The 17,006-nt window shown below is 72.3% G+C and carries 17 protein-coding genes; 10 read left to right on the top strand and 7 right to left on the bottom strand.

Annotated elements, in window-relative coordinates; translation table 11 throughout:
* Window positions 1-65 precede the first annotated feature (65 nt).
* Genes OTB20_RS33785 through OTB20_RS33775 form a run of 3 tightly spaced genes read left to right on the top strand, consistent with a single transcriptional unit; the run spans window position 66 to window position 3,072 of the window.
* Window positions 66-944 carry an enoyl-CoA hydratase gene (locus OTB20_RS33785; RefSeq protein ID WP_267823446.1) on the top strand — a complete coding sequence of 293 codons (879 nt, stop codon included), beginning with the start codon at window positions 66-68 and terminating at the stop codon, window positions 942-944.
* Entirely contained in the window at window positions 944-2,089 is a 1,146-nt protein-coding gene (locus OTB20_RS33780; RefSeq protein WP_267755092.1) for an acyl-CoA dehydrogenase family protein, read from the top strand. Before OTB20_RS33785 ends, OTB20_RS33780 begins: the two co-directional genes overlap by 1 nt.
* The gene (locus tag OTB20_RS33775) at window positions 2,089-3,072 is read left to right on the top strand and encodes an acyl-CoA dehydrogenase family protein (protein ID WP_267823444.1); all 984 of its coding nucleotides are present in this window, start codon (window positions 2,089-2,091) and stop codon (window positions 3,070-3,072) included. The genes OTB20_RS33780 and OTB20_RS33775 overlap by 1 nt, the downstream gene beginning before the upstream one ends.
* Here OTB20_RS33775 and OTB20_RS33770 read toward each other — a convergent pair.
* Both OTB20_RS33770 and OTB20_RS33765 read right to left on the bottom strand, forming a co-directional pair.
* Entirely contained in the window at window positions 3,054-3,434 is a 381-nt protein-coding gene (locus tag OTB20_RS33770; RefSeq protein WP_267823443.1) for a YrdB family protein, read from the bottom strand. The two genes, OTB20_RS33775 and OTB20_RS33770, sit on opposite strands and share 19 nt — an antisense overlap.
* A 723-nt stretch (window positions 3,435-4,157) precedes the next feature.
* Window positions 4,158-4,811, bottom strand: coding sequence for a response regulator (locus OTB20_RS33765; RefSeq protein WP_267823441.1), 654 nt, complete (start codon window positions 4,809-4,811; stop codon window positions 4,158-4,160).
* 269 nt (window positions 4,812-5,080) lie between these two features.
* Here OTB20_RS33765 and OTB20_RS33755 point away from each other — a divergent pair, with 269 nt between their 5' ends.
* The 4 genes from OTB20_RS33755 (at window position 5,081) to OTB20_RS33740 (ending at window position 9,666) form a co-directional block, all read left to right on the top strand.
* Window positions 5,081-6,187, top strand: coding sequence for a peptidoglycan DD-metalloendopeptidase family protein (locus OTB20_RS33755; protein WP_324290449.1), 1,107 nt, complete (start codon window positions 5,081-5,083; stop codon window positions 6,185-6,187).
* Between the two features lie 80 nt (window positions 6,188-6,267).
* Window positions 6,268-7,515: a sensor histidine kinase gene (locus OTB20_RS33750; RefSeq protein WP_267823439.1), complete on the top strand. Its 1,248-nt coding sequence runs from the start codon at window positions 6,268-6,270 to the stop codon at window positions 7,513-7,515.
* Between the two features lie 127 nt (window positions 7,516-7,642).
* Complete coding sequence (locus tag OTB20_RS33745; RefSeq protein ID WP_112447913.1) at window positions 7,643-7,846, top strand: cold-shock protein; 204 nt, start codon at window positions 7,643-7,645, stop codon at window positions 7,844-7,846.
* Window positions 7,847-7,962: 116 nt separating this feature from the next.
* A complete protein-coding gene (locus OTB20_RS33740; RefSeq protein WP_267823437.1) occupies window positions 7,963-9,666 on the top strand; it encodes a DEAD/DEAH box helicase in 1,704 nt (567 codons plus the stop codon).
* Between the two features lie 119 nt (window positions 9,667-9,785).
* On the opposite strand, the gene OTB20_RS33735 is transcribed toward OTB20_RS33740, so the two are convergent.
* From OTB20_RS33735 to OTB20_RS33715, 5 genes are read right to left on the bottom strand one after another with little or no spacing between them, the layout of a single operon-like run.
* A complete protein-coding gene (locus tag OTB20_RS33735) occupies window positions 9,786-10,718 on the bottom strand; it encodes a tyrosine-protein phosphatase (RefSeq protein ID WP_267823435.1) in 933 nt (310 codons plus the stop codon).
* Between the two features lie 31 nt (window positions 10,719-10,749).
* Complete coding sequence (locus tag OTB20_RS33730; RefSeq protein WP_267823433.1) at window positions 10,750-11,850, bottom strand: NAD(P)H-dependent flavin oxidoreductase; 1,101 nt, start codon at window positions 11,848-11,850, stop codon at window positions 10,750-10,752.
* Between the two features lie 4 nt (window positions 11,851-11,854).
* Window positions 11,855-12,613, bottom strand: coding sequence for a CoA-transferase subunit beta (locus tag OTB20_RS33725; RefSeq protein ID WP_267823431.1), 759 nt, complete (start codon window positions 12,611-12,613; stop codon window positions 11,855-11,857).
* Window positions 12,610-13,461: a CoA transferase subunit A gene (locus OTB20_RS33720; protein ID WP_267823430.1), complete on the bottom strand. Its 852-nt coding sequence runs from the start codon at window positions 13,459-13,461 to the stop codon at window positions 12,610-12,612. The genes OTB20_RS33725 and OTB20_RS33720 overlap by 4 nt, the downstream gene beginning before the upstream one ends.
* On the bottom strand, window positions 13,458-14,228 hold the full coding sequence (locus OTB20_RS33715) for an enoyl-CoA hydratase family protein (RefSeq protein WP_267823428.1): 771 nt from the start codon (window positions 14,226-14,228) through the stop codon (window positions 13,458-13,460). The genes OTB20_RS33720 and OTB20_RS33715 overlap by 4 nt, the downstream gene beginning before the upstream one ends.
* Window positions 14,229-14,284: 56 nt before the next feature.
* Here OTB20_RS33715 and OTB20_RS33710 point away from each other — a divergent pair, with 56 nt between their 5' ends.
* The 3 genes from OTB20_RS33710 to OTB20_RS33700 all read left to right on the top strand — a co-directional run bounded on the left by OTB20_RS33710 (window position 14,285) and on the right by OTB20_RS33700 (window position 16,966).
* On the top strand, window positions 14,285-15,112 hold the full coding sequence (locus tag OTB20_RS33710) for an SDR family oxidoreductase (protein ID WP_267823427.1): 828 nt from the start codon (window positions 14,285-14,287) through the stop codon (window positions 15,110-15,112).
* A gap of 1 nt (window position 15,113) precedes the next feature.
* Entirely contained in the window at window positions 15,114-16,022 is a 909-nt protein-coding gene (locus OTB20_RS33705; RefSeq protein WP_267823426.1) for an SDR family oxidoreductase, read from the top strand.
* Between the two features lie 158 nt (window positions 16,023-16,180).
* Entirely contained in the window at window positions 16,181-16,966 is a 786-nt protein-coding gene (locus OTB20_RS33700; RefSeq protein WP_267823424.1) for a 2-keto-4-pentenoate hydratase, read from the top strand.
* Window positions 16,967-17,006 lie beyond the last annotated feature (40 nt).

Here is a 17,006-nt window from a genome sequence, read left to right as displayed (position 1 = left end):
AACCTACCAAACACTTGTTAGGGAAGCTCGTGAAGGTGGGAAGCCCCGTGAAGGATGGAAGCCGGATGCCCGACGCCCCCGACGGCACCGCCGCCGAGGCGCCGGTGCTCTACGAGCGCCGCGGCCCGGTCGCGTACGTGACCATGAACCGTCCCCGGTACCGCAACGCCCAGAACAGCGCGATGACCTACGCCCTCGACGACGCCTTCTACCGCGCCGCCGATGATCCCGGGGTCAAGGCCGTCGTCCTGGCCGGGGCGGGCGAGCACTTCTCGGCGGGCCACGACATCGGCACCCCGGACCGCGACGCGCACCTGCCCTTCGAACGCCGGGCCGGCCTCTGGTGGGACCACTCCCAGCGCTCCGGCGCAGAATCCCGCTTCGCCCGCGAATCCGAGGTCTACCTCGGCATGTGCCGGCGCTGGCGCGAACTGCCCAAGCCCGTCATCGCCTCCGTCCACGGCGCGTGCGTGGCCGGCGGGCTGATGCTCGCCTGGGTCTGCGACCTGATCGTGGCCAGCGAGGACGCCTTCTTCGCGGACCCCGTCGTCCGCATGGGCATCCCGGGCGTCGAGTACTTCGCCCACCCCTGGGCGATGCCCCCGCGCATCGCCAAGGAATTCCTCTACACCGGCGACCGCATGACCGCCCGCCGCGCCTACGAGGTCGGCATGGTCAACCGGGTCGTCGAGCGGGCCGAACTGGCCGACGCCACCGAGCGGCTCGCCCTGCGGATCGCCGAGATGCCCGGATTCGGACTCGCCCTCACCAAGCGGGCCGTCAACCAGGCCGAGGACCTCCAGGGCCTGCACACCGGCATGGACTCCGTCTTCGGCCTGCACCACCTCGCGCACGCCCACAACGCCGAGACGGCGGCGGACTCGCTCGGCGGAATGGACGTATCCACTATGAAGGGCTCCGCGATGAAGGAGGCGAACAGCTGATGGACCTGAACCATTCGGCGGACGTGGAGGCCTTCCGGGCCGAGGCGCGCGACTGGCTGGCCGCCCACGTGCCCGCCACCCCCCTCCCCTCCCTGGAGACCCGCGAGGGCTTCGCCGCCCACCGGGCCTGGGAGGAGCTCCTGCACTCCGCGCGCTGGGCGGTGGTGTCCTGGCCCGAGGAGTACGGCGGCCGCGGCGTCGACATCGAACACTGGCTGGTCTTCGAGGAGGAGTACTGGGCCGCCGGCGCACCCGGCCGGGTCTCGCAGAACGGCATCAACCTGCTCGCCCCCACCCTCTTCGACCACGCCACGGACGAACAGCGCGCCCGCGTCCTGCCCTCCATGGCCAGTGGGGAGACCATCTGGGCCCAGGCCTGGTCCGAGCCCGAATCCGGCTCCGACCTCGCCTCCCTCAAGTCCCGGGCGGTGCGCACCGAAGGCGGCTGGCTGCTGTCCGGCCAGAAGACCTGGTCATCGCGGGCCGCCTTCGCCGACCGCGCCTTCGGTATCTTCCGCACCGACCCCGGCGCCCCCAAACCCCACCAGGGGCTCACCTACCTGATGTTCGACCTGCACGCCCCCGGGGTCACCGTGCGGCCTCTTCGCCGCCTCGACGGCAAGCCCGCCTTCGCGGAACTCTTCCTCGACGAGGTCTTCGTACCCGACGCGGACGTCATCGGGGAACCCGGACAGGGCTGGCGGATCGCCATGTCGACCACCGGCAACGAGCGCGGACTCACCCTGCGCGCCCCGGGCCGCTTCCTCGCCGCCGCCGACCGCCTCGTGGAGTTGTGGCGGACCCAGGGGGACCCGGCCGATACGGCGCTGCGCGACCGGGTCGCCGACGCGGTGGTCGGAGCCCGCGCCTACCAGCTGTTCACCTGGGCCAACGCCTCCCGCTTCGCCGCAGGCGAGACGATCGGCGCCGAGTCCAGCCTGAACAAGGTGTTCTGGTCGCAGTACGACATCGCCCTGCACGAGAGCGCCCTCGACCTGCTGGGCCCCGACGCGGAACTCGCCGACGGGGAATGGGCCGAGCCGTGGATCTTCTCCCTCGCCGGGCCCATCTACGCCGGGACCAACGAGATCCAGCGCGACATCATCGCCGAGCGGCTGCTCGGCCTTCCGAAGGGCCGCCGCTGATGCGCTTCCTGCCGACCGAAGAGCAGTCGGACTTCGCCCGCACCCTGCACGGCCTGCTCGCCGCCTCGGACGTCCCGGCGGCGGTACGGGCCTGGGGCGCGGGCGACCACACGCCCGGCCGGGCCCTGTGGGCGCGGCTCGCCGGGACCGGTCTGTTCGCCCTCGCGGCCGACGAGGCCCACGAGGGCATGGGCCTCATGCCGCTGGAGCTGGCCGTCGGCTTCGTGGAGCTGGGCCGCGCCGGAGTCCCCGGCCCGGTGGTGGAGACGGCCGCCGCCGCCGTACTCCTCACGCGGCTCGGCGACGAGGCACTGGCCAAGCGCTTCCTCCCCGGGCTGGTGGCGGGGGAGACCTCGGCCACCCTCACCCTGCCCGGCGCGGGCCCGTACGCCCTGGACGCGGACGCGGCGACCCACCTCTTCACGGTCTCCCCGGCCGGGGAACTCCGCCTGGCCGCCGGCGCCGGAGCCCTGCGCACCTCCACCGACCCCGCCCGGCGCCTGGCCCTCCCGGACGGCGGCGGCGAACTCCTCTCCACCGGCCCGGCGGTCACCGCGGCGGCCCGGGACGCCGCCGACTGGGCCCGGCTGCTGACCGCCGCCCAGTGCATCGGAGTCGGAGAGGCCCTCCTCGCGCGCACGGTGGAGTACGCCAAGCAGCGCACCCAGTTCGGCGCCCCCATCGGCGGATTCCAGGCGGTGAAGCACCGGCTCGCCGACACCCTGCTGGGCCTGGAGTTCGCCCGGCCGCTGCTCTGGGCGGCGGCGCTCTCCCTGGCCCCCGAGGAGATCGCGGCGGCGAAGCTGACCGCAGGCGAAGCGGCGTACGCGGCCGCCATGACCGCGCTCCAGCTGCACGGGGCCGTCGGCTACACCGAGGAGCTGGACCTCTCCCTGTGGCTGCGCAAGGCCCGCCCGCTGCGGGGCGCCTGGGGGAGCCCCGCACAGTGCCGGGCGGCGGTGCTTCAGGGGCGGGTGCGGTAGTGGCGGTAGTAGGAGGCCAGGGCGGTGTTCACGACGACGACCCCCGTGAACCACAGGGACGGCACCCGGTGCCCGAGCGCGAACAGCGCGAGGGCGGCGGCGCCGAACACCACGGCCTTCACTCCGATCTGGGCGGCGTACGGGACCGCGAAGCGGGCCTTGGGCGCCGCGAAGAACCCCCAGAGCACGGCGGCGGCGGCCGGCGCGGCCACCGCCAGGGCAATGGACCCCACCCATCCGATGTCACGGGTGAAACCCCACCAGGCCAGCAGGACCAGGACCAGGAGCTCCACGAGGAACGCGATGCCCTCGTTGACCAGGAAGAAGGCGCGGGCGCCAGGAGACAGCGGAGAAGACGACATGCCCGGCAGCCTCACGCGACCGGGGCGGACGCAGCCACTCCACACCGCGCCGTCTCACATCGTGGCCACGCTGACGCTCACCACGTAGGGCTCTTCCACCACTCCGTCCGGAAAGACAGGCTTCAGCCGCTCCCGCTCGGCGTCGAGGAACTCACCTGTTCCGGCCTCGCCCAGCAGCAGGAAGGCGGAGTGACTGGCGAGGTTCGCCAGGTGCGCCGCCAGCGGGATCCGCCGGGACCAGGGGACGCGGCCGGTGGCGAATCCGGAGTCGAGGTCCTGCGGGAGGGTACGGAAGCCCAGGGCCGCGGCGGTCCCGCCGACCGCACCGGCGCCGCCGGCGACCCTGCCGCCCGGGCCGTCGGCCTCGAAGAAGGCACGGATCCGCTCGCCCTGCTCCGCGACCCAGCCGGGTCCGCCGGAACTCCGTCCCCGGGCTCCACGGCCACCACTCGGGCTCCGCGGGCGCGCATCGGCGCCGTCCCGATCCCGGTCCCCGCGCCCACGTCGGCCACCGGGCCCCCGCGAACCGGCGCCCGGCCAGCTCCTCGACGGTGTCGTACAGCGCTTCGGGATAGCCGGGCCGGTGCTGCCCGTAGAGCGCGGCGGCGCCGTCGAAGGACCGGGCCCGGGAGCGGGGAGTCGTCGTCATGACGTCATTGTTTTCGCTTCCACGCGTCCGGGCCAGCCCCTGCCGCAGGGCGAGCCCCTGCCCCTGGCAGGCGGTCAGGCGGCCCGGACCAGCCCCGCTTCGTAGGCGAGGATCGCGGCCTGGGTCCGGTTCGAGAGGTCCAGCCGCGTCAGGATCCGCGAGACGTACGTCTTCACGCTCGCCGGTGACAGGTGCAGCGCCTGCGCTATCTGCAGGTTCGTCCGGCCCTCGCCGACCAGCGCGAGGACGTCCCGCTCGCCGGGGGACAGGGTGGAGAGCTGCTCCGTGTGGTCGGGGGCCCGCGTGCGGGAGTCCGCCCGTTCCAGCAGGACCCGCATCACCCCGGGAGCCAGCGCGCTGCCGCCCGCCGCGACCGTGCGGATGCCGGCGAAGAGCTCCTCGGGGCGCAGGTCCTTCAGCAGGAACCCGGCCGCTCCGGCCCGCAGCGCGTCCAGGACCAGGTCGTCCGCCGTGTAGCCGGTGAGGACGAGCACGCGGGGCGGCTCCGGGAGCCGCAGCAACCGCAAGGTGGCATCCGTGCCGTCGACCTTCGGCATGACCAGGTCCATCAGCACCACGTCCGGCCGGTACGTGCGGGCCAGCGGCACGGCCTCGGCCCCGTCGGCTGCTTCCGCGACCACCTCGATGTCGGGCGCGCTCGCGAGCAGGGTCACCAGTCCCGACCGTATGAGGCTCTGGTCGTCGACCACCATCACGCGGATCGTCATGTGACCCACCTCCCCTGAATCCCCGTCTTATTGCGGACATTACCGGCATAGATGGACTTAAGTCCTGGTAACCCTCCCTCCGCAGTCCCCTTTTGCTCTCCCGCTTGTCCTCTTTCGGGGACTTCGGAGAACCCCTGTCTTCCCGGACGGTGGTTACCGAGGCCGAACGCCGCGTTCGTTTCACCCGCTTCATTCACTTCATTCGCTTCACCCGCTTTATCCGCCGCACCGCACGGCCTTGGCAATGTCCCCGAAGTCAGGAACTCCGCATGTCTTTCCCGTCTGCCCGTAGCCTCGCCGGTCTCGTTGTCGCCGGTATCGCCGCACCCGCCGCCGTGGGTCTGGTGGCACAGCCCGCGTCCGCCGCGTCGGTCGGCACGTGGGACAAGGTCGCCCGGTGCGAGTCGACCGACGACTGGAGCATCGACACCGGCAACGGCTACTACGGCGGCCTCCAGTTCTCCTCCGGCACGTGGGCGGAGTTCGGCGGCCGGCAGTACGCCCCCCAGGCCAACCGGGCCACCAAGGCGCAGCAGATCGCCATCGCCGAGAAGGTCCTGGCGACCCAGGGCCCCGGCGCCTGGCCCTCCTGTGGAAAGCTCGCCGGCCTGCAGCGCGGCGGTCCGGCCCCCGAGGCCCCCGCCAAGGGCGCCGGCACCTCCGCCGCGGCGAAGAGCGCCGGGGCCCCGGCCGCCCCGAAGAAGGCCAAGGGCGCGAACGGCTACACGGTCGTCAGCGGCGACACCCTCGGCACCATCGGTTCCGAACTCGGCGTCAGCTGGCAGACCCTCTACTCCGACAACCGCTCGGTCATCGGGTCCGACCCGAACATGATCCTCCCGGGCCGGCGCCTCGCGTACGGCTCCGGCTCCGGCGGCTCCGCCGACAGCTCCCCGGCCGCGCCGAAGTCGTCCAGCTCCTCAAGCTCCTCCAGTTCTTCGAAGAGCAGCTCCAGCAGCTCCAGCGGCAACGCCGACGGCGCCCTGCCCGTCTCCGGCGGCGCCGTCTCCGCGCGCTACCACCAGGCCGGCGGCTGGGCAGCGGGCTACCACACCGGTATCGACTTCGCGGTGTCCACCGGCACCCAGGTCCGTGCCGCCGCCGCGGGCACCGTCGTCTCCTCCGGCCGGCAGGGCGCCTACGGCAACGCCGTGGTCATCAAGCACGGCGACGGCCGCTACACCCTCTACGCCCACCTCTCCTCGGCGACCGCCTCCGAAGGCGAGCGCGTCTCGGCGGGCGAGCGGATCGGCCGCTCCGGCGACACCGGCAACTCCACCGGACCGCACCTGCACTTCGAGGTCCGCTCCAGCAACAGCTACGGCGCCGACATCAACCCGGTCACCTGGCTGAACGGCCGCGGCGTCTCCCTGTAAACGGAGAGCCGGCGCGAGCAACGCGTCCCCCCGGGATGCCCCTTCGGCGGAAGGAGGGCAACCTGAGGGGACGTTTTGGCATGTTCTGCGCACTTATGTGCGCCGACGGGGGTGGTGGAGTCATGCAGGCCGTGCCCGGTCGCGTCGGACAGCTACTGGAACGGGGCCTGCGCACCCTGACCGGGGAGAGGGGCGGGGAGCCCGACCCGGTGCGTGCCCGCCGCACCGACATCGGGCTCGCCCTCGCCTGCGGACTGCTCACCTCCCTCAACCTCCACGACGTCCACCGCTTCGGCCTCTCCTCCGATTACCCCACCAGCCTCGCCGCCGGCTGGGCCGCGGCGGCCGCCCTGCTCTGGCGCCGGTCCCACCCCTGGATCCCCGCCCTCGTGGCCACCGCCGCGACCGTGGTCTCCGACGACCGGGGCCCCCTCGTCTTCGCCGCCTACGCCCTGGCCGCGTACGGCCGGGCCCACCGCTGGGGCGGGGTCCTGCTGATGGCCGTCTTCTACGTGGCCACCCGCGACCTCTTCCTGCCGGCGGGGTACGCGGGGCGCGATCCCGCCTCCTTCGTGCTCGGCTCCGTCCTCGTGCCCGCGCTGTACGGGGAGACCGTGCGCCGCAACCGGCACGTCATGGCCGCGCTGCGGGAGCGGGCCCGCCAGGCCCACGCCGCCGTGGACCAGGCGGCGGACCTGGCCGTGGTCCAGGAGCGCACCCGTTTGGCCCAGCGCACCCACGACGGCCTGGGCCACCGCCTCACCGCCCTCACGCTGCAGGCCGCCGCGCTGCGCCTGGACGCCGGGGCGGACCCCCGCGTCCAGGAGGCCGCCGGCGCCGTGGAGGAATCGGCCCGGGCCGCGATGGCCGAGGTCAGGGAGGGTCTGGACATGCTGACCGACCCCGCCGGCAGCCGTGCGTACACCTCCCCCGTGGACGTGGGCCGCTTCCTCGGCTCCCTGGCCAGGAACATGCGGGCCACCGGTATGGAGATCACCCATCACACCCAGCCGGGCCTGGGCTCCTTCCCGGCGGCCGACGGTCGGCTGCTGCTGAGGATCGCCCGCGAAGGGCTCACCAACGCCGCCAAGTACGCCCCCGGCTCCGCGGTCCGGATGGATCTGTACACCGAGGACGGGGCGGTCCGCCTCGACGTGCTCAACACCGCCCCGCAGGAGGAGAGGATCGTCCTCGACTCGGGCGGGATGGGCATCCCGGGGCTCCGCCGGGCCCTCGCCGAGGTGGGCGGGAATCTCCGCGCCGGGAGCGTGCGGGACGGAGGTCACATGCTCTCCGCGACACTCCCCGACCGACGTGTGCTAGCTTAGAGCTCGTTGCAGTTGTGGTACCCATGAACTTTATGTGCGCCTGACGGGAATGCTCCGACAGGCGCTTTTATTGTTTTGCCGGAATCTCCGGATGGGGCCCTTTGCCGCCTATTCAGGAGATTCAAAAATGGCACTTGGCACCGTGAAGTGGTTCAACTCGGAAAAGGGCTTCGGCTTCATCGAGCAGGACGGTGGCGGCCCGGACGTCTTCGCCCACTACTCGAACATCGCCACCCAGGGCTTCCGTGAGCTCAACGAGGGCCAGCGCGTGTCCTTCGACGTCACCCAGGGCCAGAAGGGCCCCCAGGCGGAGAACATCCTCCCCGCCTAAGGCAGTCAGCACGCCGGGGTCCGCACCGAGTCGGTGCGGGCCCCGGCTTGTCTGCTGTTTCGACCCGTTTGTAGATTTCTCAGTAGTACCTGCCGGTTTCAGGAGGGCTTTCTCGCATGACCAGCTCCAGCTCCGCACGACCCAGCCGCCGCCCCACCCGGGGTCGAGGTGCGGCCCAGGGACGTCCGAAGGCTGGCGCGGGACGGCAGAAGTTCGCCCCCGTAGCCAGGCCCCAAGAATTCACCATGCCCGACCCGCTGACCCCGGCCCTGCCGCCGGTGGACGCGTTCGAGGACATGGACATGCCCGAGGCGCTGCTGAAGACCCTCGCCGCCCAGGGCGTCACCTCGCCGTTCCCGATCCAGTCCGCGACCATCCCGAACAGCCTCGTCGGCCGTGACCTGCTCGGCCGCGGCCGCACCGGCTCCGGCAAGACGCTGGCCTTCGGCCTGGCGATGCTCGCCCGTACCGCCGGCCGCCGCGCGCAGCCGAAGCAGCCGCTCGCGCTGGTCCTCGTACCGACCCGTGAGCTCGCGCAGCAGGTCACCGACGCCCTGGCCCCGTACGCCACGGCCGTCAACCTGCGCATCGCGACCGTCGTCGGCGGCATGTCGATCAACCGGCAGGTCGGCCTCCTGCGTCGCGGCTGCGAGGTGCTCGTCGCCACCCCCGGCCGTCTGAAGGACCTCATCGACCGCGGTGACGCCGACCTCTCGCAGGTCTCCATCACGGTCCTCGACGAGGCCGACCAGATGACCGACATGGGCTTCATGCCGCAGGTCACCGCCCTGCTCAAGCAGGTCGAGCCCGAGGGCCAGACCATGCTGTTCTCGGCGACCCTCGACAAGAACATCGACAAGCTCGTCAAGATGTTCCTGCACGACCCGGTCGCCTTCTCCGTCGACCCGTCCGCCGGTGCGGTCAGCACGATGGAGCACCACGTCCTGTACGTCATGGACGAGACCGACAAGAAGGCCGTGGCCACGCGTATAGCTGCTCGTGACGGTCGGGTGATCATGTTCGTCGACACCAAGCGCGGGGTCGACCGCATGGTCAAGAAGCTCCTCGCCGACGGCGTCCGTGCTTCCGGCCTGCACGGCGGCCGCTCGCAGCCGCAGCGCAACCGGACCCTCGACTGGTTCAAGACGGGCGAGGTCACCGCGCTGGTCGCCACCAACGTGGCCGCGCGCGGCATCCACATCGACGACCTCGACCTCGTCGTGAACGTGGACCCGCCGGTCGACCACAAGGACTACCTGCACCGCGGCGGCCGTACCGCCCGCGCCGGTGAGTCCGGCAGCGTCGTCACCCTGGTCCTGCCGGACCAGAAGCGCGACATGACCCGCCTGATGTCGGACGCCGGGATCTCCCCGCGCACCGCGCAGATCAAGTCCTCCGACGCGGAGCTCGCACGCCTCACCGGCGCCAAGGAGCCCTCGGGCATCCCGGTCGTGCTGGATGTGCCGCAGGCGACCCCGCCGCGCCAGCGTCCCACCGGCCAGGCCGGCGGCGGCTCGGGCTCCGGCGCACGCCGTCGCTCGGGCGCACCGCGTACCGGCTCCGGCACGGGCGCGGCTCCGGCCGCCGGTGGCGGCCGCGGCCGTCGCAGCGGCGGTGGCGCCGGCGGCGGGCAGGCTCCGGCCTCCGGGTCCGGTCAGGCCCGCCGTGGCCAGGGCGGCCAGGGTGGACAGGGCGGCTCCGCGGGCGGTTCCGGCGAGCGCAGCCGTCGTACCGGGGGCGCCGCCTCCGGTGGTGCGGCCGCCGCCTCGGCGCGCAGCCGGGTGGGTGGCGCCGGCCAGGGCCGTCGCCGGTCCGCCTGACCTGCGACGACGTACCGAAAATCTAAGATCGAACACTGCGCCGGGCGGCCTTTGCCGCCCGGCGCAGTGCCGTTTTCAGGTGCGGTGCTGTGTTCAGGTGCGGTGCCGTTTCCAGGTGCCTAGCGGACCATCTTCGCCTGGAGCTTCGCCAGGGTCCGCAGGTCCAGGCCGAGGCCGTCGGTGAGGTAGCCGTAGAGGCTGCCGTAGTCGGCCTCCATCTGCGTGGTCGCCGCGTCCAGGTAGTCCTGGCGGACCTCCTGGAGCGGGATCAGCAGATCGGGGTTCTGCATCCGGCCGGATGCCTTCAGGCCCGCCCGCACCTGGGCGTCGTACGTCGCGCGGAAGGTGTTCGAGGCCAGGTAGTCGCCCTCGGCCGTGTCCTGCGGAACCGCCAGGGCGCTCAGCAGCAGGTAGCTCATCCAGCCCGTCCGGTCCTTGCCCGAGGTGCAGTGGTAGAGCAGCGGGCCCTGGTTGCCGTCGGCGATCTCGCGGAGGGTGGTCGCGAACTGCGCCCTGTTCTCGGGGTTGGTCACGAAGGCGCGGTAGATGTCGCGCATGTACGCCTCGGCGCGGCCGCCGCCGAGCATCTGCTCCTGCTTCACGGGATCACCGCTGCCTATCGCGGTCATCAGCGTCCCGAACAGGCCGAGGTCGCTGACCGGGCGGGCGGTGGAGGCCAGACCGGCGGGCAGCTTGTCGGCCCCGTCGTACTGGACCTCCAGCGGGATGCGGAAATCGACGACCTTCCCCAGGCCCAGACCGGCGACGGCGGTGGTGTCGGCGGCGGTCAGCTTGCCCAGTGCGTCGGAGCGGTAGACGAGTCCCTGACGGACCCGGCCTCCGGTCCAGGTGCGGTAGCCGCCGAGGTCGCGGACGTTGACGGCGCCCTGGAGGGGGATCTGGCGGATCGTGTCCGCCGACTGCGTGTGCGCGTGGTGACGCGAGGAGAAGGCACTGTCCGAGGGCGCGGCGTACGCGGCGGCGGGCAGGGTCCCGATGGCGAGGGCGGAAGCGAGCACCGCGGTCGCCAGGCGGATTCTGGGACGGCTCATCTGGGGCAACTCCTGTAGCGGAGAAGGGGGATCACCCTGGTGGTGGCAGGGTGCCGAGCAGGTGAGGGGGGATGTGGTGTGGGGGAGTGAGGCCGTGCAGCCGTTCCAGGACGGCGTGCGCCTCGGCCATGACGCGGGTGACGAGCTCCGCACAGGACGGCAGATCCTCGATCACGCCCGCGACCTGGCCCGATGCCATGACGCCGAGGTCCGTACGGCCCTCGACCATGGACGCCTTGAGGAGCATGGGGGTGTTCGCGGCGAGCAGCACCTGGCTCCAGGACAGGTCCTTGCCGTGTTTCATCGCGAGGCCGTCGCGGATCATCTCCGCCCAGGTCAGACCCGACAGCTTCTTGAAACCGGCCGCGTGCCGCACCGCCTTGGCCAGGGCCTTGGTCCGCCCGGACCGTTCCAGGGAGGCAACCAGCTCGCTGCGCAGCATCCGGTGCGGGAGCCCGTCCACGGCCGTGGTGACGGTGACGTCCTTGACGCCCGCCTTCAGGTACTCGGCCTTCACCGCGTCCGGCACGGTCGAATCCGAGGTCAGCAGGAACCGGGTGCCCATGGCGATGCCCGCGGCCCCGTAGGAGAGCGCCGCGACCAGGCCGCGGCCGTCGCTGAACCCGCCCGCCGCGATCACCGGGATGTCCACCGCGTCGACCACCTGTGGCAGCAGCACGGTCGTGGCCACGTCCCCGGTGTGCCCGCCGCCCTCGCCGCCCTGCACGATCACCGCGTCGGCGCCCCACGCCGCGACCTTCTCGGCGTGCCGGCGGGCCCCGATCGAGGGGATCACGACCACGCCCGCGTCCTTGAGCCGGGCGATCAGCTCCTTGGACGGGGCCAGCGCGAAGGAGGCCACCCGGACGCCCTCGTCGATGATCAGCTGCGCCCGTTCGGCCGCGTCCCCGGCGTCCGCGCGCAGATTGACCCCGAAGGGGGCGTCCGTACGGGACTTGACCTCGTGGACCGCCGCCCGCAGCTGCTCCATCGTCATGGTCGCCGAGGCCAGGATGCCGAGCGCGCCCGCGCCCGCCGCCCCCGACACCAGGCGCGGACCCGCCACCCAGCCCATGCCCGTCTGCACGATCGGATGCTCGACCCCGACCAGCTTGGTGAATGCCGTCTCCATCAGCTCAGACCCGCACTTCCCGGTCGCGCAGGCCCTTGGGGTCGATGACCTCACGGATCAGCCGCAGCTCCTGCGGCGTCGGCTCCCGGGTGTACGGGACCTCCTGGGGGATGTCGAGCTCGAATCCGGTGGCCGCCCGGAGCTGTTCCACCGTGACCCCGGGGTGCAGGGAGACCAGGTGCATGGCGTGGTCCGGGCCGCTGAAATCGAATACGCCGAGATCGCTGACCACCCGGGGCAGCCGGTGGAAGCGGGTCACCCCGGCCGCCTCGGCACGGTCGTAGCCCACGCCGCTCACCATGTCGACGCGCTCGACGAACACCCGGGTGGAGTGCTTGGGGATCCAGTAGCTCACCGGATTGTTCAAGGTGTTCACCGGAGCGCCGCGCACCCCGAGGAGCTGGCGGGCCGGCTGCGCCCAGTCCCCGATGCAGGAGATGTTCTGGTTGCCGAACCGGTCGATCTGGCTGGCGCCCATCATCACGTGCCGACGGCCACCGGTGACCATCGTCAGGTGGCGGCGGTACGGGAGCCAGCCCTCGGCCGAGCCGTCGAGCCCGACCAGCATCGCCTCGCCGTCGGTCAGCAGCAGGTCGGGGGAGAAGGTCCGCTTCGCCAGCCGGGCCCCGAAGGAGGGAACCAGGCCCATCGGGCTGGCCAGTACCTCGCCGTTGTCCCGCCAGGCCTCGGCGCAGGCGATCACGCAGTACTCGGCGCGGGTGACGGCGGCGGTGGCGGAGGGGGTGGTGGTCGGGCTGCTCACTTCTGCTCCTCGTGCCAGGCCTGGACGGCGGACTGGTAGGCGTGCTCGCTGCCGCCGGAGAGGAAACGCTCGGCGAACTCGGTCCAGGGGGTGGTCGCGTACAGCTTCTGGAAGGCCTCGTCGCGGCCGTAGTCGGGGGCGCAGGAGGTGAAGTGCGCGCCGTTCGGGGTCTCCACGACCCCGGTGACCGAGTGCCGGCTGACGAGCAGGGACTGCGGGGGGCCGGACTTGGAGAGTTCGGCGGTCTCGACGAGCTGCTCGCAGGAGACGTAGGCGGCGTCGGCGGCCTCGCAGAAGAGGTCGTCGAAGTACGGGTCGGGGCCCAGGTACTGGGCGTTGCCGAGCCGGTCGGCGCGGTTGAGGTGGACCAGGGCGGCGTCCATGCGCAGGGCGGGGACCGCCACGAACTCCTCTCCGTCGGCGTACGGGGAGGTGACGGTGCGCAGCTCGGGGTTGACCCGCATGACGTCCGAGCCGAGGCCGGCGCGGACGGGGAGGAAGGGCATCCGGTTGACGGCCGCGTGCAGGCCCCACATGAACATGGCCTCGTCGAGCTCGGTGAGGGCGAAGGCGCCGCGCTCGCGGGCGGCCCGGTAGTGCGGCTCCAAGGGAATGGAGTCGAGGGTGACGAAGGGGGTGACCAGCCTGCGGATCCGGCCGGCCGCGGCGAGCAGGCCGACGTCGGGGCCGCCGTAGGAGATCACGGTGAGATCGGTGATCTCGGAGCGGAGCAGTGCGCGCACCAGGGCCATGGGCTTGCGCCGCGAACCCCAGCCGCCGATGCCGACGGTCATCCCGCTGCGCAGCCGGCCGACCACCTCGTCGGGGGTCATGCTCTTGTCGGTCATGCCGATTCCGCCTCTGCTTCGCTCGCCCCGCTGCTTTTGAAGGTGTCGCGGACCCGGTCGGCCACGCCGCTGAGGTTGGCCTCGAAGGTGAAGCCCTGCTCGAAGCGGTAGCTGCGGCGCACGTCCACGGGGTCGATGCCGTTGATGGCCGCCTTGGCGAGCCGGATGAGGTACCCGTCCTTCTTCGCGATCTCGGCGGCCAGCTCCAGGGCGGCCGCCCGCAGTTCGCCCGGCGGGACCACCTTCCACACGGAGCCGTGCGCGTGCAGTTCGGCGGCGGTCGCGGTGCGCGAGGTGTAGTACAGGGTCCGCATCAGGTGCTGCGGGACGAGCCGGGCCAGATGGGTGGCGGCCCCGAGGGCGCCCCGGTCCAGCTCCGGCAGCCCGAAGGTGGCGTCCTCGGAGGCGACGACGGCGTCGGCGTTGCCGACCAGGCCGATCCCGCCGCCGAGGCAGAAGCCGTTCACGGCCGCCACGACCGGTACCTCGCACTCGTAGACGGCGGCGAAGGCCTCGTAGCAGCCGCGGTTGGCGCCGATGAGCGAGGCGTGGCCGGTATCGCGCTGCATCTCCTTGATGTCGACGCCGGCGTTGAAGCCGCGGCCCTCGGCGGCGAGGACCACGCACCGGACCTCCGGGTCGCGGCCGGCCGCGCGCAGGGCGTCGGCCAGGTCGTACCAGCCCTGCACGGGCAGTGCGTTGACGGGCGGGAAGTCGACTGTGACGAGTGCGATGCCCTTGTCGGGGCTTGAGGTGGAGACACCCATGAGCGGATCAGCTACCTTTCCACCAAACATTTGTTAGGTGAGGAAGGTAGCAGCCGATGGAGCTCAACGGGAGGGTTGTCGTCGTCACCGGCGGAACCCGGGGCGTCGGCGCCGGGATCGCGCGGTCGTTCCTTGCGGCGGGGGCCGAAGTCGTCGTCTGCGCACGCCGGCCGCCGGAACAACCGGTGGAGGAGGCCGGCCGCAAGGCCTCCTTCGCCTCGGTGGACCTGCGCGATCCGGCGGCCGTACAGGAGTTCATCGGCGCGGTCGCCGGCTGCCACGGGCGGCTCGACTGCCTGGTCAACAACGCCGGCGGAACCCCGTACCGGCTCCTGGGGGAGGGCGAGGCGCAGCGCCACGCGCGGGTCGTCGAGCTCAACCTGATCGCCCCGATGACCGCCTCGGTCGCCGCCTACCCCTGGCTCCGGGAGACGCGGGGCTCGATCGTGATGATCGGCAGCGTCAGCGGAACCCGCCCCTCGCCGGGCACGGCTGCCTACGGGGCGGCGAAGGCGGGGCTGGAGAACCTGGCCCGCTCCATGGCCGTGGAATGGGCGCCCGAGGTACGGGTCAACTCGCTGGTCCTGGGCATGGTGCGGACCGAGCTCTCACACCTGCACTACGGCGACGAGAGCGGGATCGCCGCGGTCGGCGCGACCGTACCGCTGGGGCGGCTGGCGGAGCCCTCGGACGTGGGCGAGGCGGCCGTGTTCCTGGCCTCCGACCGGGCGGGATACGTGAGCGGGGCGAGCCTGCTCGTCCACGGGGGCGGTGAGCGGCCGGCGTTCCTGGACGCGGCGACCGCGAACAAGGCGGACGGTCCGGACAAGGCCGGCGGTCCGAACGATGCGAACGATGCGAACAACCTCGAGAAGGAGAGCTGACATGGGACTTGCCGAAGGCCGTGTGGTCATCGTGACGGGCGCCGGGCGCGGGCTGGGCCGGGCCCACGCGCTGGCCTTCGCCGCGGAAGGGGCGCGGATCGTGGTCAACGACCTGGGCGTCGGGCTGGACGGGCTGCCGGGACCGGACGGTCCGGCCGCGCAGGTGGTCGCCGAGATCCGGGCGATGGGCGGGGAAGCGGTCGCGCACGGCGGTGACATCGCCACCTCGGAAGGGGCCGCTTCGCTGGTCGAGACGGCCGTCTCGACGTTCGGACGGCTGGACACCCTCGTCAACAACGCCGGGTTCCTGCGCGACCGGATGCTCGTCAACCTGGACGAGGACGACTGGGACGCGGTCATGCGGGTGCACCTGAAGGGGCACTTCCTGCCGCTGAAGCACGCGGCCGCGTACTGGCGGGCACAGGCGAAGGAGGGCCGCCAGGTGGCGGCCCGGGTGATCAACACCTCCTCGGGCGCCGGCCTGCTCGGCTCGGTCGGCCAGGGCAACTACAGCGCCGCCAAGGCCGGGATCCTCGGCTTGACCCTGGTGTCGGCGGCGGAGATGGGCCGCTACGGGGTCCAGGTCAACGCGATCGCCCCGGCCGCGCGGACCCGGATGACGGAACAGGCCTTCGCGGACACCATGGCCGCCCCGGGGGAGGGGGACTTCGACGCGATGGCCCCCGAAAACGTGTCCCCCCTGGTGGTGTGGCTCGGCTCCGACGCCTCGGCCGGGGTCACCGGCCGCGTCTTCGAGACGGAGGGCGGCCGCATCACGGTGATGGAGGGCTGGCGGCCGGGCCCGACGACGGACCGGGGCGCGCGGTGGACTCCGTCGGAGGCGGGAGAGGCCGCGGCGAAACTCCTCGCGGAGTCGCAGCGCCCGCAGCCGGTGTACGGGGCGCGGTAGGCCTGGACACAGCCGGACACCCAGCCGTACACGCGGGCCGGGACCTCAAAGGGTCCCGGCCCGCACCCGTTCCCGCTCAGCGGGAACACGCCCTCCCGCTGCCGCCCGGCCCCCGCCTACCGTCTGCCGCACCACACCACCGCAGCCGGGAGGACCCCATGCTGAACGACCAGCTCCGGCGCGAGGCAGCCGAGGTGCTGCGAGGGGCGGAGGCGCGACGCAGGCCGGTGCGGCCGCTGGTCGAGCTGTTCGAGGGGATCGGCGCGCAGGACGCGTACGAGATCCAGCTCCTCAACATCCGCCACCGCGTCCACAGCGCCGGCGCCCGCGTCACCGGGCACAAAGTCGGGCTCTCGTCCCCCGTCATGCAGGCCATGATGGGCGTCGACGAACCCGACTACGGGCACCTGCTCGACGCGATGGAGCTACACGAGGACGTCCCGGTCCCCGCGGCCGCCTACTGCGCGCCCCGCGTCGAGGTCGAGGTCGGCTTCGTGCTCGGCGCCGACCTGCCGGGCGAGGGCTGCACCGTGGCCGACGTACTGGCCGCCACCGAGCGGGTCGTTCCGGCCCTGGAACTCATCGACAGCCGGATCGCCGACTGGCGGATCACCATCGCCGACACCATCGCCGACAACGCCTCCTCCGCCGGGTACGTCATCGGAGCGGGCGTCGACCCGCGCGAGGTGGACCTGAAGGCCGTCGAAGCCACGCTGACCAGCGGCGGCGAACTCCTCGCGAGCGGACGCAGCGACGCCGTGCTCGGGGATCCCGCCGAGTCCGTGGCCTGGCTGGCGCGGACCGTCGCCCGCTTCGGAGTGCCGCTGCGCAAGGGCCACCTGGTCCTGCCCGGGTCCTGCACCCGCGCCGTGGACGTGACCGCCGGGCGGACCTACACCGCCGAGTTCACCGGGCTCGGCTCGGTGTCCCTCTCCTTCTCCTGACTGCTGAATCCTGAGCCCTTGAGGTGCCCGTGACCGTACC

This window comes from Streptomyces sp. H27-H1 (assembly GCF_026627445.1).
GTDB lineage: Bacteria > Actinomycetota > Actinomycetes > Streptomycetales > Streptomycetaceae > Streptomyces.
The sequence above is the reverse complement of the archived record's forward strand: the minus strand, read 5'-3'. Positions and strand labels throughout refer to the sequence as shown.

Coding starts and splice junctions, on each gene's coding strand:
- OTB20_RS33785 (WP_267823446.1), top strand. CDS start 66: ATGCCCGACGCCCCCGACGGCACCGCCGCCGAGGCGCCGGTGCTCTAC.
- OTB20_RS33780 (WP_267755092.1), top strand. CDS start 944: ATGGACCTGAACCATTCGGCGGACGTGGAGGCCTTCCGGGCCGAGGCG.
- OTB20_RS33775 (WP_267823444.1), top strand. CDS start 2,089: ATGCGCTTCCTGCCGACCGAAGAGCAGTCGGACTTCGCCCGCACCCTG.
- OTB20_RS33770 (WP_267823443.1), bottom strand. CDS start 3,434: ATGTCGTCTTCTCCGCTGTCTCCTGGCGCCCGCGCCTTCTTCCTGGTC.
- OTB20_RS33765 (WP_267823441.1), bottom strand. CDS start 4,811: ATGACGATCCGCGTGATGGTGGTCGACGACCAGAGCCTCATACGGTCG.
- OTB20_RS33755 (WP_324290449.1), top strand. CDS start 5,081: ATGTCTTTCCCGTCTGCCCGTAGCCTCGCCGGTCTCGTTGTCGCCGGT.
- OTB20_RS33750 (WP_267823439.1), top strand. CDS start 6,268: ATGTTCTGCGCACTTATGTGCGCCGACGGGGGTGGTGGAGTCATGCAG.
- OTB20_RS33745 (WP_112447913.1), top strand. CDS start 7,643: ATGGCACTTGGCACCGTGAAGTGGTTCAACTCGGAAAAGGGCTTCGGC.
- OTB20_RS33740 (WP_267823437.1), top strand. CDS start 7,963: ATGACCAGCTCCAGCTCCGCACGACCCAGCCGCCGCCCCACCCGGGGT.
- OTB20_RS33735 (WP_267823435.1), bottom strand. CDS start 10,718: ATGAGCCGTCCCAGAATCCGCCTGGCGACCGCGGTGCTCGCTTCCGCC.
- OTB20_RS33730 (WP_267823433.1), bottom strand. CDS start 11,850: ATGGAGACGGCATTCACCAAGCTGGTCGGGGTCGAGCATCCGATCGTG.
- OTB20_RS33720 (WP_267823430.1), bottom strand. CDS start 13,461: ATGACCGACAAGAGCATGACCCCCGACGAGGTGGTCGGCCGGCTGCGC.
- OTB20_RS33715 (WP_267823428.1), bottom strand. CDS start 14,228: ATGGGTGTCTCCACCTCAAGCCCCGACAAGGGCATCGCACTCGTCACA.
- OTB20_RS33710 (WP_267823427.1), top strand. CDS start 14,285: ATGGAGCTCAACGGGAGGGTTGTCGTCGTCACCGGCGGAACCCGGGGC.
- OTB20_RS33705 (WP_267823426.1), top strand. CDS start 15,114: ATGGGACTTGCCGAAGGCCGTGTGGTCATCGTGACGGGCGCCGGGCGC.
- OTB20_RS33700 (WP_267823424.1), top strand. CDS start 16,181: ATGCTGAACGACCAGCTCCGGCGCGAGGCAGCCGAGGTGCTGCGAGGG.